At 33.6% G+C, this 14,954-nt stretch carries 18 protein-coding genes; 9 read left to right on the forward strand and 9 right to left on the reverse strand.

The window, feature by feature from the left end; all coding sequences use genetic code 11:
* The first annotated feature begins 9 nt into the window (after nt 1-9).
* The gene (locus QL232_RS11915; RefSeq protein WP_281614288.1) at nt 10-1,272 is read left to right on the forward strand and encodes a glycosyltransferase family 4 protein; all 1,263 of its coding nucleotides are present in this window, start codon (nt 10-12) and stop codon (nt 1,270-1,272) included.
* Here the strand turns inward: QL232_RS11915 and QL232_RS11920 are convergent.
* Together QL232_RS11920 and QL232_RS11925 are read right to left on the reverse strand one after the other, a co-directional pair.
* On the reverse strand, nt 1,269-1,994 hold the full coding sequence (locus tag QL232_RS11920; RefSeq protein WP_168883377.1) for an NAD-binding protein: 726 nt from the start codon (nt 1,992-1,994) through the stop codon (nt 1,269-1,271). The two genes, QL232_RS11915 and QL232_RS11920, sit on opposite strands and share 4 nt — an antisense overlap.
* A gap of 1 nt (nt 1,995) precedes the next feature.
* Nucleotides 1,996-3,804 (reverse strand): potassium transporter TrkG, encoded by a 1,809-nt coding sequence (locus QL232_RS11925; protein WP_281614289.1) that lies wholly within the window; start codon nt 3,802-3,804, stop codon nt 1,996-1,998.
* Nucleotides 3,805-3,937: 133 nt separating this feature from the next.
* Between QL232_RS11925 and QL232_RS11930 the strand changes: the two genes are divergently transcribed.
* Nucleotides 3,938-4,153: a hypothetical protein gene (locus QL232_RS11930; RefSeq protein WP_168883379.1), complete on the forward strand. Its 216-nt coding sequence runs from the start codon at nt 3,938-3,940 to the stop codon at nt 4,151-4,153.
* On the opposite strand, the gene hemH is transcribed toward QL232_RS11930, so the two are convergent.
* From hemH to ychF, 4 genes are all read right to left on the reverse strand, one after another.
* On the reverse strand, nt 4,139-5,188 hold the full coding sequence (hemH, locus tag QL232_RS11935) for a ferrochelatase (protein WP_281614290.1): 1,050 nt from the start codon (nt 5,186-5,188) through the stop codon (nt 4,139-4,141). The two genes, QL232_RS11930 and hemH, sit on opposite strands and share 15 nt — an antisense overlap.
* A 130-nt stretch (nt 5,189-5,318) precedes the next feature.
* Nucleotides 5,319-6,527 (reverse strand): hybrid sensor histidine kinase/response regulator, encoded by a 1,209-nt coding sequence (locus tag QL232_RS11940; RefSeq protein ID WP_281614291.1) that lies wholly within the window; start codon nt 6,525-6,527, stop codon nt 5,319-5,321.
* Nucleotides 6,528-6,614: 87 nt separating this feature from the next.
* A complete protein-coding gene (locus QL232_RS11945) occupies nt 6,615-7,376 on the reverse strand; it encodes a GH25 family lysozyme (RefSeq protein WP_281614292.1) in 762 nt (253 codons plus the stop codon).
* A gap of 64 nt (nt 7,377-7,440) precedes the next feature.
* Nucleotides 7,441-8,541: a redox-regulated ATPase YchF gene (gene ychF, locus QL232_RS11950; protein ID WP_281614293.1), complete on the reverse strand. Its 1,101-nt coding sequence runs from the start codon at nt 8,539-8,541 to the stop codon at nt 7,441-7,443.
* 120 nt (nt 8,542-8,661) lie between these two features.
* On the opposite strand from ychF, the gene QL232_RS11955 reads away from it, so the two are divergent.
* Both QL232_RS11955 and QL232_RS11960 read left to right on the forward strand, forming a co-directional pair.
* Entirely contained in the window at nt 8,662-9,435 is a 774-nt protein-coding gene (locus QL232_RS11955) for a class I SAM-dependent methyltransferase (RefSeq protein WP_281614294.1), read from the forward strand.
* Between the two features lie 2 nt (nt 9,436-9,437).
* Nucleotides 9,438-9,833 carry a phosphoribosyl-AMP cyclohydrolase gene (locus QL232_RS11960; RefSeq protein ID WP_168883385.1) on the forward strand — a complete coding sequence of 132 codons (396 nt, stop codon included), beginning with the start codon at nt 9,438-9,440 and terminating at the stop codon, nt 9,831-9,833.
* Here QL232_RS11960 and QL232_RS11965 read toward each other — a convergent pair whose 3' ends face one another.
* Entirely contained in the window at nt 9,834-10,553 is a 720-nt protein-coding gene (locus QL232_RS11965) for an outer membrane beta-barrel protein (protein ID WP_281614295.1), read from the reverse strand. It abuts the gene before it with no gap.
* Between the two features lie 11 nt (nt 10,554-10,564).
* A complete protein-coding gene (locus QL232_RS11970) occupies nt 10,565-10,849 on the reverse strand; it encodes a hypothetical protein (RefSeq protein WP_168883387.1) in 285 nt (94 codons plus the stop codon).
* A 135-nt stretch (nt 10,850-10,984) separates the two neighbouring features.
* On the opposite strand from QL232_RS11970, the gene QL232_RS11975 reads away from it, so the two are divergent.
* Together QL232_RS11975 and QL232_RS11980 are read left to right on the forward strand one after the other, a co-directional pair.
* Complete coding sequence (locus tag QL232_RS11975; RefSeq protein WP_281614296.1) at nt 10,985-11,575, forward strand: hypothetical protein; 591 nt, start codon at nt 10,985-10,987, stop codon at nt 11,573-11,575.
* Nucleotide 11,576: 1 nt separating this feature from the next.
* Entirely contained in the window at nt 11,577-11,918 is a 342-nt protein-coding gene (locus QL232_RS11980; RefSeq protein WP_281614297.1) for an MGMT family protein, read from the forward strand.
* Nucleotides 11,919-11,958: 40 nt separating this feature from the next.
* Here the strand turns inward: QL232_RS11980 and QL232_RS11985 are convergent, their stop codons facing one another.
* The gene (locus QL232_RS11985) at nt 11,959-13,326 is read right to left on the reverse strand and encodes a S41 family peptidase (protein ID WP_281614298.1); all 1,368 of its coding nucleotides are present in this window, start codon (nt 13,324-13,326) and stop codon (nt 11,959-11,961) included.
* A gap of 212 nt (nt 13,327-13,538) precedes the next feature.
* Between QL232_RS11985 and infC the strand changes: the two genes are divergently transcribed.
* From infC to rplT, 3 genes are all read left to right on the forward strand, one after another.
* Nucleotides 13,539-14,057 carry a translation initiation factor IF-3 gene (gene infC / locus QL232_RS11990; protein WP_281614299.1) on the forward strand — a complete coding sequence of 173 codons (519 nt, stop codon included), beginning with the start codon at nt 13,539-13,541 and terminating at the stop codon, nt 14,055-14,057.
* Between the two features lie 204 nt (nt 14,058-14,261).
* On the forward strand, nt 14,262-14,456 hold the full coding sequence (gene rpmI / locus QL232_RS11995) for a 50S ribosomal protein L35 (protein WP_044200946.1): 195 nt from the start codon (nt 14,262-14,264) through the stop codon (nt 14,454-14,456).
* 66 nt (nt 14,457-14,522) lie between these two features.
* Nucleotides 14,523-14,870 carry a 50S ribosomal protein L20 gene (rplT, locus tag QL232_RS12000; protein ID WP_168883392.1) on the forward strand — a complete coding sequence of 116 codons (348 nt, stop codon included), beginning with the start codon at nt 14,523-14,525 and terminating at the stop codon, nt 14,868-14,870.
* Nucleotides 14,871-14,954: the final 84 nt, after the last annotated feature.

Genomic DNA, 14,954 nt, shown 5'->3' on the forward strand with positions numbered 1-14,954 from the left:
AGGTAATCAATGACTTTGTATTCAGATACTATTTTAAAGAGTACAGATAAAGCGAAGAATGATCAAAAACTAAATATTTGCATCATCACTCACTGCTACCCTCCTGATTTTGGTGCAGCACCACATCAATATGAACATATGGCCAAGTCTTTTCAAAAAGAAGGTCATCATGTTTCTGTAATCACTTCTCATCCCTACTATCCTAGTGGAAAATTAAAAAAAGAAGATCGATACAAATTCATTTCAGAAACGAATGAAAATGGAATTACTGTAAGAAGACATTGGTTATTGCCATCTCAAAAAAACAACTCTATATTGAGATTAATCAGCATGATGACAATGCTAATGAGTATGCTTTTCTCTTTGCCTTATTTGAAGAGAAACAAAATAGATCTAATCATCTGTCAGACACCACCAATATCACTACCTTTTTTAGCTATTCTTGCAAAAAAAAGATACAATATACCTATTATCTTAAATGTCTCTGATTTGTGGCCTCAAGCCATGGTCGATATTAATCATTTAAGAAAGTCTTCATTCACTTATAAACTACTTCATAAGGTAGAAAAGTATTTCTACAAAAAAGCGGATCATATTGTAACACAGTCTATTGAATCCCAAGAATATATTCAACAACTAGGTTTTCAAAAACCTCAAATTTATCGTATTGGAGCTGATATCGATACTTTTAAACCATCAGATAAAGACCTAAATGAAAAAAGGTATAAAATGGTATATATGGGTGTTCTTGGTGTAGCACATGGACTGTCTCAACTCATCACTCAAATTCCTTTTGATAGTTTAGGAATAGATTTCCATATTTATGGCAATGGTATTGATCTCCCAAAAATCAAACATATAATTAAAGAAAAAGGGCTTAATTCGATCAAAGTTTTTGCACCAATTCCATATCAACAAGTACCTCAAGTCTTACAGGAATATGATTTAGCATTTATCTCTCAAATTAACTATGTGAGAGGCACTCTTCCTGCAAAATTATTTGAGAGTTTAAGTATGGGTTTACCTATCATTTTCCATGGTGATGGTGAAGGTGCTAAGATTGTTGAAGAAAATGACTGCGGTTGGGTATCAAATCCTAATGCTCCAGAAGGATTAGTCTATAACTTAAAAGAAATCACACAAAGTAACAGGAATGTTCTGATAAAAAAAGGTCAAAACGCCCGTGCATTATGTACCCAACATTTTGACCGTGATCAACAGTTTAACGATTTAATGAAAACTGTCTATCAGAATTTTACTACAAAGTCTTAAGAAACCATATCAGCGATATTTTTCACTCTTTCTTTACCTCCTGCAATTACTAAAGTATGATTCTCAGTTAATGTGATATCTCTGAAGTCTTGAATATATACCTTCTCTTCCCCTTCTTTATTACAGTTAGAAGAATTCTCTTTTAAGCAGATTACAGATACATGCATCGTATCCCTAAAACGTAATTTCCTCACGCTACTACCTAGGAACTTTTTAGGTATAGATACCTCAATAATATACACCCCAGGAGCTACTTCATCCATAGCAATAACATGACGGTTCATTAATTCTAAAGCAAAGCGTTTTCCTTCTTGCTTTTCTGGGAAAATCACTCGAGTTATTCCCATTTTCGTCAGTACTTTCGCATGCATATCCCGAGTAGCCCTTGCATATATTTCCTGAACGTTAATTTCTTTCAGTGCTTCGATTGTCAGTAATTTAGTCTCAAAGTTTTTACCATGAGATAAAATTACTATATCAGTCTGTTTAATATGCTTTTTAAGGGCCATTGGATTCGTTGTATCTGTTTCATACAAATATTCAAACCCCATTTCTCTTAGGCGTTTTAAAGTGATTAAGCTATCCTTCAGTTTCGATGTAGAATCAAAATCATTATGAAGGATGATTAATATATCTTCATTGTTATTACGTAGCGTTTTGGCGATTTCAATACCAAATGCCCCCATACCAATTAATACATATCTTTTATTTATCTTTTTCATTCTAACCAACTAATATTGATGATTCTGGATATCTATATTCAAAGCTTTTCTCGTCTTCCCCAAGTAATGATATCAAGGTAAATAAACCAATCTTACCACTAAACATCACTATCGCTAAGACAATTTTTCCAACTGCAGAAATATCTGCTGTAATGCCACGGGAAAGCCCTGCTGTACCTAACGCGGAGAAAAACTCAAATGTTACATCTTCAGGCTTAAGATGTGTTTCTGTTATTGTTAATATAAATATAGAGACAAATGACATGAGGATTGACATCATAAACACAATCACAGCTCTTCTTAAGCTTGCATCTTGAATTGTATTCCATCCTATATGTACATGATCTCTACCTTTTATTTGTGCCCAAAAATAGGAAAACAATAAGGTCACTGTAGTTACTTTAATGCCACCGGCAGTAGAATTGGGTGCTCCACCAATATACATTAGCAAGATCATCATCATTACAGACGCTGAAGACAAATCTCCAATCTCTACTACAGAGAACCCTGCTGTTCTACATGTCACACTAGTAAATAGCGTCTGAAATAAAGTCTCTGACCACGAATCTTTAGACATCCAATAATCAATATCAGTAACAAAAATTCCTGCTGTACCTACAATGATCAAAACAATTGTTGCTTGTAAAGAAATTCGTGACTGTAATGAAAGGTGGCGTCTGTATTGTTTCTTTCTGCTTACAATTTCTCTGTAAGTTCTAAATCCTAACCCCCCAATAATAATGAGTAGCATCACTACACCACCTGAGAACCAATCTTTCGCAAAATCAGCCCCTTGTAAACCTTCTGGAAAATTTGAAAATCCAGCATTGCAGAATGCAGAAACCGAATGGAATACAGAAACAAATACCCTTTCAAAAGTGGAGAGCCCTAAATCGCCCCATGCTAAATAGAGGAAAAAAGCACCTATAGCTTCTACTGTAAAAGTGATAATAATAATCCCCCTTAATATTCTAGAAGAGGTACTAATATTATCGGCTTCCATAATATCTTGTATAATTACTTCCTCTTTTGTTTTTACTCCTTTCTGAATCGTTAGAGCAATAAATGTCGTTAATGTAACAATCCCTAAACCACCAATCTGAAATAATATCATCAATATCACTTGCCCCTTAAAGGTAAGTACCTCGGATATATTAAACGGTGCTAAGCCTGTTACACAGACTGCTGACGTTGTCGTAAAAAAGGCATCTAACCACGTTATTGGCTGTGTAGAAGCCTCTGGTAATTTCAATAAAATAGTTCCAATGAAAATAATAGAAACCAACGATCCTAAAATCATCACCGTACTATTAGCAGTGAAAAACATCCAATAGGACCTGTTATTGGACAAAGAAACTAAAGATGCTATGATCATTGACACTTGAACAATAACTATGTAGGCTGTCCAACCTTTATTGTCCGCATCGAAATCATATTCATGAAGAAAAAATACCCTGTAGGCTAGAATAAAAAATATTATGGCAAGAAAGAATAGATCAACAACATATTCACGCCAATCCATTTCGCTCCATTTCATGTAGTACAATTTGACTAATATTAAAATGGAATAAATAGTTGCCAGGTATCTATCATAACGTATTGATTGAACTAGGTCTTCTTCTGATAATTGAAATCCTTGGGTATATATTAGGCTGATTATTGCCAATACACCTAAGAATAACTCAAAGATTGGCAATCGTTTTTCTATCAGTTTCTGTAATTGATACCTCCATTCTTTATGATCTAAAATTACTGCTTGATGTATTTTCAAGAGAAATTTCAAGATCTTAAACTTTGTCTTATCTGACATTCAACTTATTAATTATTAATAACTTAAACTACAATTTCTTGTCTGATTACATTTATTAATTGTCATAACAAAACGGTACACTACTTAATACGTATTTAATATGATGTACTTACACTTTAAATAACCTATTATCATGACAAAATTAGTAATCTCCATCGAGAACGAACAAAATGCCTCGTTAGTAAAAAATTTACTTAAAGATTTATCTTTTGTTGAGAGCATTGACGAACTAGAAGTTAATCAAAATGAGAAAGAAGAAAAAGAAAACGTCCTTCAGCACCTTGAAAAAATCAAAAAGGAACAAAAGGACGTAAATATTTCTATTGCTTGGAAATCAGTTAGTCTGTAATTCTAAAACTTTACTTTGATTTCCTTTTACTAAATCAGTCAAACACTCAATCCACTGTGGATGATCATTGAGACTTTCAACTAACTGCCAATGTTCACCACCGTTTTCTTCAAAAACTTCTTTATATTCTTCCCCAACCTCAACAGTAGTTTCCAAACAATCAGCTACAAAGGCAGGTGAATAAGCTAGAACACTTTTCTTTCCACCCTTCGCCAAGTTAACGATAACATCTTCTGTATATGGTTGAATCCATGGGTCTTTTCCTAACCTTGATTGGAAACAGACACTATATTGTTCTTTAGATAGTTTTAATTCCTGTGCAATTAGATCTGCCGTTTCAAAACAAGCGGAACGATAACAGAACGTATTTTTAGGATATGCCTTCTTAACACAGCCGCTCTCTCCTCTCAATTTACAACAAGTATCGATATCAGCTTTTATGATTTGTCTTTCGGGTAACCCATGGAAACTGAAAATCACATGGTCGTAATTTGTTTCTCTTAGATATTTCTGCCCTAGTTCAGCAAATGTTTTGATAAACAATGGGTGTCTATGATAATGCTGGATGAAGGTAACATCAGGCACAACTTGCCAGTCTTTTACCAATTCCATCACCTTTTGGGTTACTGAACCAGTTGTTGCAGAAGCATATTGCGGAAATAATGGGACTACGACAATCTCATTTACTCCTTTGCTTTTCAACTCTAGTAATGCAGATTGAATTGATGGGTTTTGATACCTCATTCCTAAGGCTACCACATATTCATCACCTAAAGCTTCTTGTAAAAGTTTTTTACTTTCAAGACCATAGTATAACAAAGGAGAACCATTTTCAGTCCAAACCTTTTCATACTCTTTAGCAGATTTTGGTGCTCTAAAAGGAGCAATAATAAGATTTACCAGAGGCCATCTTTTATAGAATGGTATATCGATAACTCTTTCGTCCATTAAAAATTCTCTCAGATATTTTCTAACATCTGGAGTTTTTTGGCTATCAGGTGTCCCTAAATTGACAATTAATACCCCTTTTTTCATATTCTTTATAAATGTTTCAATGATAAACTCATTGAAATGTAGATTGTTGTAATATCTATCAAAAAAAAGAATCTTTACCAACTAAACTACTCTAACTGATAAAGATTCTTTTTGATATTGTTCTATTATTTTATGCTTCTTTTGATGCTTTTGCAAAAGAAACTACAAAGTCTGCACCCTCACCTTCAACAGAATCACACCAAACTTTTCCGGACATATCTTCTACCATTTTCTTTACGATAGAAAGTCCTAACCCAGTACTATGCTCACCTCCTGTTGGTCTTGCAGATAATTTTTGAAAACGACCGAATAATTTCTTCTTGTCATTCTCATTTAAACCAGGTCCTTCATCTTTTACATGAATTTCCAAGTCTCCTCCATTTTCTTTCACAAAAATGAAAATCTTTTTATCTACAGGTGAAAACTTTACAGCATTAGAAATAAGGTTTTGTAGAACTTGTCCGAAGTAAGTCTCATCTACTTCAGCAAAGCTATCTTCAATCACTCCTACCTCTAAAGTTATATTTTTCTTCTGAGCTGTCAGTTCAAAACGCTCAGCAGATTCTTTGACTAATTTAGAAAGGTCATAAGGCTTAATTGTTAAGTTAGAGGCCTTAGATTCCAATGCATTAAGATCCAAAATCTGTGTAATCAGCTCCTCTTGCTTATTGATGGATTCTTGAATCATATCGATATACTCCTTTTGCTCTGAAGTAAAAGTCTCCATATCGAACTTCATTAATTCAATCAAGCCACCAATTTGAGATAAAGGCGATTTCAAATCATGAGCAACAATACCAATTAAGTGGTTTTTCTCACCATCTAATTCGATCAGTTCCTCATTCTGACGTTGCAATGCTTTTGTTCTACTTTTTACTTTCTCTTCTAAGTGCTCATTGGCTTCCTGAAGAGAAGTAAATAAAGTCCTATTTTCAACTTTAAGATTATAAGCTTCAATTGCATTGTCGATAGTTACCATTAACTCATCCCTATTCCAAGGTTTTGTGATATAACGATATACCTCACCTTTAGAGATTGCATTAATAATATCCTGTACATCGCTGTAACCTGTCAATACAATACGCATAATATCAGGGTATAACTCTCTAACTTTTTCGAAAAGCTCTACACCTGTCATTTTAGGCATACGTTGATCGGAGATCACAACACTTATATTATTATGTTCTTCTTTAAGTATTTCTAAAGCCTCGTCTCCACTGTTTGCTATGAGTACTTTATAAACTTTACGAAAACCTGCCCTGAATGACACTAGGTTTTGTTGTTCATCATCTACATAAAGCACTGTGGGCTTAACTTTCTTTACTTGAACACTATCCATTTATAAAAAAATAAATTTGTATCTATTTCGAATTACTAAATTACAAAGTAAATAGACGTAAATCGAATATATTTTCAATTATTTTCATTATCTGCTAATTGAAGGTAATTCTTTAGGAATGTGTATTTCTAAAGGGGTTTCTTCAAACCTCCCAGGAATACAGTATCTTCTTAAATCACCAATTGTCCCTTGAAATACATTCAAGTCAACTGGGCCCTCAATTCCCTTAGCAGATCCGTTATCATCATATTGCCACATCATCCACTTATTCTTCCCTTCCAAACGGGGTGAAAAGAACTTTGAATATGCTGCTATCCAAATTGGATATTTAGTTAAAGCTTTGCTAGTTGACAAGTAGTCATTATAAAAGGAAAGATTGGTATAGATGATTGGTTTTATTCCGAATTTTTTCTCAACTAAATTCAACCAAATAGTCATTCTTTCCCTTAGCAAAGGTATTGATACATTTTCTGTAGTCTCCACATCAAGTACAGGAGGTAAATCTCCCGGTAATAACTTAACATGTTTCACAAACCAATTGGCTTGCTTTATTGGATCAATATCAGCTCGAAAAAAATGATACGTTCCTCTTATTAATTGATCATGTTTGGCAGCATTCCAATTGACAGCAAAGTTTCTATCCTTTAGATAATCTCCTTCGGTAGCTTTAATAATGACAAATGAAAACCCATCATCTACGACTTTAGAGAAATTAACCTGTTTCTGATAATAGGAAACATCTATACCATGAACGGTATAACCTGGCTTTTTCCTCCACGTCACAGTAAATAAGATGCCAATAATAAAGATCAGAAAGAAGAAGAAAATATAACTAATTTTCTTGAGCATAGACACATAAAACCCACTATACATACTAAAATGTATAGTGGGAGTTTTTATAATTAATTTCTAATTATACGTTGAATCTGAAGTGCATTACATCACCATCCTCAACTACATATTCTTTTCCTTCTACAGAAAGTTTACCTGCTTCTTTACAAGCCAATTCAGATTTGTAGTGTACATAATCTGCATAATGGATCACTTCTGCACGGATAAATCCTTTTTCAAAATCTGTATGAATAACTCCTGCTGCTTGAGGAGCCTTCCAACCTTTACAGATTGTCCATGCTCTAACTTCTTTTTCACCCGCAGTAAAGTAAGTGATAAGATCAAGTAGTGAATATGAAGCACGGATTAAACGGTCTAACCCTGATTCTGTTAAGCCATACTCACCTAAGAACATTTCTTTTTCTTCTTCATCATCTAAAGCAGAAATTTGTTCTTCAATGGCAGCACAAACTTTAATTAACTGAGCATTCTCATTTTCAGCAATTTTACGCATACGATCAACGAATTCGTTATCTTCATTGATTCCTTCTTCATCTACGTTTGCTAAATAAATTACAGGCTTAGCAGTTAAAAGCATTAAATCTTTTACCTCTTCCCACTCATCTTCTGTTCCATCAAAAGAACGAGCATTTTCACCTGATTCTAAATGTGCTTTAAATCTTTCTAAAGCAGCTACAGTTTTCTTAGCTTCAGCATTACCTGTTTTCGCCATTTTCACTGTTTTCTGAAGTTTCTTGTCGATAGACTCTAAGTCTTTCAACTGAAGCTCCATATCAATCACTGCTTTATCTTCTTCTGGGTCTACTTTACCCGAAACGTGAACAATATTTTGGTCATCAAAACATCTAACAACGTGGATGATTGCGTCAACCTCACGAATGTTTGCCAAAAATTGGTTTCCTAAACCTTCGCCTTTACTTGCTCCTTTTACCAATCCAGCAATATCTACAAATTCAATTACTGTTGGAATAGACTTTTGTGGGTTAACTAATCTTTCCAATTCCTTCATACGAGGATCTGGAACAGTAACCACACCTACATTTGGATCGATTGTACAGAATGGAAAGTTTGCTGATTCAGCATTTTCTGCACTTGTTAAAGCATTAAAGAGTGTTGACTTACCTACGTTTGGTAATCCAACGATACCACATTTTAATCCCATTTATATAACAATTCTTGTTTCAGAAGATTATTTCTTTTGACATATTTGCGAATAATTTCGCAATAAACCTCGCAAAGATAAGGACTAACGCGAAATAATGAACAAATTAATGCTTACTATATGCAAGTTTTCGACTTCCTAAAGTATAAATACAATGCAGGGAATGCCCATGGGTTACATTCACCATTTGTTTATGAGCTTTATACTCAAGTAATTGAACCTCAAAAGTATTATTATTTTTTCGATCAGATCGAAAAAGAAAGACAACAATTATTAGCAAATGATCAAGAAATAAAAGTCACTGATTTGGGAGCAGGATCAAGAAAACACAATACTATTAATAGGAAAGTGAATTCAATTGCAGAAAGTTCATTATCAAATAAAAGGACTGGATCTTTTCTGTTTGAATTAGTTCACAGATATAAATATGAAAATATTCTAGAATTAGGCACCTCATTAGGTATATCGTCAATGTATTTAGCTGCTGCCTCAAAAAAAGTAAAACTTACAACGATAGAAGGATGCCCTAACATTGCCAACATAGCTCAAGATATTTTCAATAAGCACAAGCACCTAAATATTGATTCCAAGGTTGGCAATATCAACAACCTATTACCTGAAGTACTTAAAGAAAAAAATCAACTTGATTTGGTGTATTTTGACGCGAATCATACATACGATGCTACGATGAATTATTACAACTTATGTAAGAATTATGCTCATGAGAATACCCTTTTTATCTTTGATGATATTTATTGGTCGAAGGGCATGAAAAAAGCTTGGAATGAAATCTCTCAAGATAAAGAAATTGGGATATCAATAGACTTATATCACTTAGGCTTAGTATACTTTAGAAAGAAACAACCGAAACAACATTTCACATTAATATATTAGACATGGATAAGAAATTATTAGAAGAAGGAACTGAAATCAACATTCAGTTTGAAAAAAGAGATGGGTTTGTACCTATTATTGTTCAGGACATTGATTCCATGGAAATAATAATGCAAGGTTGGGGTAATGAACTCGCCTTAAAAACCACGATTGAAAAGGGTAAGGCTACCTTCTGGAGCACATCTAGAAATGAATTATGGACGAAAGGTGAGACATCTGGTGACTACCTTGAAATTGTAGATATTCTTACCGATTGTGATCAAGATAGCCTTTTATATAAAGTAAAGCTTGTAGGAAATGGAGCTTGCCACACTAAAAATAAAAATGGTGTAGCAAGAAAATCATGCTTCTACAGAAAAATTACTGACAAGAATTCACTCGCAAAATTAGAGGAATAATTATTTCACTCTATTTAGTTTTTGATACTGTAGTGGTATAAAGAATGAGAAATTGACAGACATCAGATTGTCATTTCCTTTTACATTACCAAGTTCTGAGACATTATCTAAATAATCAGTAAATATATTCGCAAAAGTTGCACTTACTCCTACCCCAAAATTTGTTGGAAAGAAGTAATTCACTCCAAATCTAGTGGGTAGTGAAAGTGCAAAATTTGTATAATCTTCTCCATCATTTCTTGTCTTATAATAACCTTGTCTTGGATCTGAGATATTTTCAATCAACTCTTCTCCATTCTCATCCATTGGGTTATAATAGAATAATCCGATACCTTGAGCTATATAGACTTTAAAATTATCCTTATTGATAATATTGAACATTACCGATAAAGAAGTATTAAATGTATGCGATTGAAAATAATCGTTAGGGTAAGGTTCAGTTAATGGTGGTATATAATCGGGTGCTCTTAAAATCTGACCTTGTACATATAGATACGAAAAGTCCAATCTAAAATTCCATCTTCTTTCTTTATTAAAGATATACCCTACATTTACACCCCCATTCACTTTAGAATAATTGGGAGATAAATCGCCTCTATAACTACCGATAGCTGGACCTATTTCAAGATATTTTGTTGGTTTTGGTATTTCTTCTTGTGCTTTTGTAATAGTTTGAACGAAGAAAAACAGACATAAGAAGAGTATAAATCTATATTGCATTTTATTGAGTCTTAATGATTTTTGGCCCATTCTACATATCGCATTATTTGCTCATCATTTTTAATTGATTCCAAGGTATTTAATCTTCTCCCCAGTTCTTTTTCAGAATACAGTTTATGAATATAGCTATGACACTTCCTACACACATTAATGCCCCTATGTCTCATATCTTCGATATCAAAGTTCTTTCGGAACCACTTATTTTTATGAGTGCTTTTAGGAATTAAGTGATGAAAAGTAATGTAAGATTCCTTTTCACACAATTCACAAATACCTTCTTTTTGTGATCTACTCATGAATATGAATCAATTGAGAATACCTTTTCAATAATAATGAATATTAATGGTCAAATTTTTGTTTATAAAAGTAATCAATTACTTATGAAGAAAACAATTGAACTAGTACTATATATTTAATGAGTACCATCCATTATGAGAAAAACATATATAATAATTACTTTATTTCTTACTTCTTTAACCACATTTAGTCAATCATTAAAATCTAAAGATGATGTCTTTGCTCAATTAATGGTAAATCCAGGAGATACAATCTTATGGGAAAGTTACATGGGAAAAACATGGAATACCATGACCATTTTTGAAAAGGAACAATGTGAAACACTATCGGAAAGATTATCCTCAAAATTAAAAGAACAACTGACTCAAATAGAAAAAGAAAAACAAGAAAGCTTTACAGATAATTTTGATGCAGAAGCTGACTCTATTGAGATGACAGCAGAAAAGTTATTGCAAAATGATATATTAGCTCAAGAAAGAGAATTACAAAAACAAGCAAAAGAAGCCGCTGATGCTAGTATCGCAGAATTAAAAGAGCTTTCGCAAAACTTGAAAGCTAATCTTCCAATAATTGAGGATATGATACAAAGCAAAACTTCAGAATTAGGCATCACCTATCAAAAATATAATTCTGAAAACAGTGAAGAAATTATAGCTTGGTTAAAAAACTATGGACAACAGATTTACAAAAAAACGTATTCATCTATAGTTGAGAAAGGAAACTAATATGAGTAAATATAAAGACGGTTCATTTTTCGAAGATGTATGGGAAGTTACCAAACTCATTCCAAAAGGAAGAGTAACATCTTATGGAGCAATTGCAGAGTATTTAGGTTCAAAAGGAAGTGCCAGAATGGTGGGTTGGGCAATGAACGCTTCACACAAATCAGATGATGTTCCAGCACATAGAGTCGTTAATCGAAAAGGACTGCTAACAGGTAAACATCATTTCGGTGAATTTAATGAAATGCAAAGCCGTTTAGAAGCTGAGGGAATAATCGTAAAAGAAAATCAGATCCAGAATATGAAAGAGGTATACTGGGATCCAAATATAGAATTAGAGTTATAAAAATTAAGGCCTGTATCTAAAAAATACAGGCCTTAATTTTTTATTTAAGTTTAAGAATCGTCTCGAATGAGGCTTCTCTCCCTTCTTTAATTTTCAAGTTTCTGTTATTGATGTTTTCAAACTTCATCTTTCTAGCAGAAGACGACGATTGATCATACTGTCCATACTGAATCTGATGTAATGCTTGATACAACATTGGCTCTCTTACATCTGACCAATAGTATGAAGGATCATCAATCGCTGATTGATTCACAGGTAGACCTTCAAAGTAATCACCTTCATCATCTGCATTTAAGATTCTAAGCGATATTACAGAATAGATAAAGTCGTTATTTTCGAAACCATAGCTACCTACAGGCTTCCCATGAGTGTTTTGTCCAACCACTTGAACATCCATAAATGGTCTCAATGCATTTATCATCAACTCACTAGCTGATGCAGTGTTAGCTGTAGTTAGCATAAATACTCTTTCTAAGTTTAAGTTTTCTGACTGTAACTCTAAAGAGTAATCTTCATTATTTTCAGTTTGTTGTTCGTTATGACGATATCTGAAGATATCTTTACCTGCCGCTGAAGAAGGTGCCAAATATCCACAAAGTTCGGCAGCAATATCTACTCTACCACCACCATTATATCTCATATCTAAGACTACCTCTGTAACACCCTGTGCTTTAAAATCTGCGAATACCTCGTTTAAAGCAACACTAGCTGTTTCGATAAAAGATTTAAAGACAACATGTCCCACTTTCACATCTTGTCCATTTTGATCTACAGTAATGACACTTGAGTGTAATACCGGAGAAATAATTACCGCTTCTTTCGAAATAGTAATTTCTTTTATCTCTGAAGGGACACTGATCGATTGTCCATCAACAAAGTTCATGATTTCAGGAATTTCAATCTCAAAGGTATTTGTCACCCCCAAGTTGTTTTCACCCATAGATTCGCTGATTTCTTCCCAAGTTGAGGAAGCTACATCTAATCCATTTACTTTTTGAATTTTCGTACCTCTTTTTAATCCAGCTGTATTTGCAGCTGAACCTGGATAAGAGAAACGAACATAAAGATCATTTTGCTCATCGTATTGTAAGTAAATACCATGTGCACCTGTGTTTTCATCCGTTACTTGGCCAGATTCGTAATATGCTTCATAAGCCGCTTTGTCTTCGATATTACTCCATCTGTCTTGTTCATTACGTAGTGAAAGCAACATTTCATCTTGGTTGCTATAGTTGGAAGGTGTAATGTTAGCAGGAAGTTCATCGTTCCATAAATACCAACTTTCCATCAATTCTTTGAGGTAATCTCGGTTATCTACCGTAGATGCAGGAGAAAAGTCAGGTTCATCCTTTGTACACGAGCTGATTATTAGTAGTACAAATAGAGATTGAATAAGGTTTTTAAACATTGAATTGGAATAATTTACTGTTAATGATTGTATGTTTATTTATAAAAAATCAGTATTTCTAACTTTTAAGTAAAAAATTATTTAATGAAATAAATAAAGTTAGTACCTTAGCAGCAAGGTATGTGTTGCTGATTTTATATTTACAAAAATAAAGGATTCAGTACACTATTTATCAAATTTTATAAAAAATTTTTAACGTAATTAAATCTTAGATGGCAAAAGACTCTCATAGAATAAACCACCAGATCAGAGTCAAAGAAGTTCGATTAGTTGGTGAAAACGTAGAAAATGGTATTGTTTCAAGAGACGAAGCAATGCGTCTTGCAGACGATCAAGGTCTTGACCTTGTAGAGATTTCTCCAAATGCGAAACCTCCAGTTTGTAAGGTCATTGACTACTCAAAGTTCAAGTATGAACAAAAGAAAAGAGAAAAAGAGTTAAAGGCTAAAGCATCTAAAACTGTTGTTAAAGAAATCCGTTTTGGTCCAAACACTGATCAACACGATTTAGATTTCAAAACAAAACACGCTGTTAAGTTCTTAAACGACGGTAACAAAGTGAAAGCTTATGTTCACTTCCATGGCCGTACTATTATCTATAAGGATAGAGGTAAAGAACTTTTAAAGCGTTTTGCTGAGAAAATTCAAGAACATGGTAAAATTGAAGGTCAGATGCGTGTTGAAGGACGTAGAATGATCATGTTTATCTCTCCAAATGTTCCAAAGAAATAATAAAAGTAAATATTCGAACTAGAATATTGACTTACCAATATTTATGATTAAATTTGCACGCTTGTTTAACACAGGTGTGCATTTTTTATGTTTCATAAATGATGTACAGTGACATACCGAGGCTATTGGCTGCCGTAGGTAATCACGTTAATTAAATAAATGTTTCACCTTAAGAGTTTAGGCTCTTAATAACTGAAAGGTAAAATGCCAAAGGTTAAAACTAAATCTGGAGCGAAAAAACGTTTCAAGTTGTCAGGTACTGGCAAGATCAGAAGAAAGCACGCTTACAAGTCTCACATCTTAACGAAAAAGACTACTAAGCAAAAGCGTAACCTAACTTTGATGGGTGAGGTAGACAAGGCTGATACAGTAAACGTGAAGAAAATGCTTTGGTTATAATACCAAGCTTTCACATTTATCAAATCAACCAAATTGTATTACAAAACTTATTAAAATTAGAAAAAAATGCCTAGATCGGTCAACCACGTCGCGTCTCGCGCTAGAAGAAAGAAAATCCTTAAGTTCTCAAAAGGTTATTACGGTGCTCGTAAGAATGTTTGGACAGTAGCAAAAAATACAGTTGAAAAAGGCTGGCAATATGCTTACATTGGTCGTAAACATAAGAAGAGAAGCTTCCGTAGCTTATGGATCCAACGTATCAACGCTGCAACTCGTATGTACGGTGATATGTCTTACTCTGTATTCATGGGTAACTTACACAAAGCAGGTGTAGAATTGAACAGAAAAGTTCTTGCTGACCTTGCTATGAACCACCCTGAAGCATTCAAAGCAGTTATCGAGAAAGTTAAGTAATTAACCTCCTCACATAGCAAAAGACCTATAGCATTCGTGTTATAGGTCTTTTTTTCTAAATTGCGTTTCCATCATTTTTTAAGA

Origin of the sequence: Flammeovirga sp. SubArs3, assembly GCF_947387565.1 — a bacterium.
In the GTDB taxonomy this organism is placed as follows: domain Bacteria; phylum Bacteroidota; class Bacteroidia; order Cytophagales; family Flammeovirgaceae; genus Flammeovirga; species Flammeovirga agarivorans.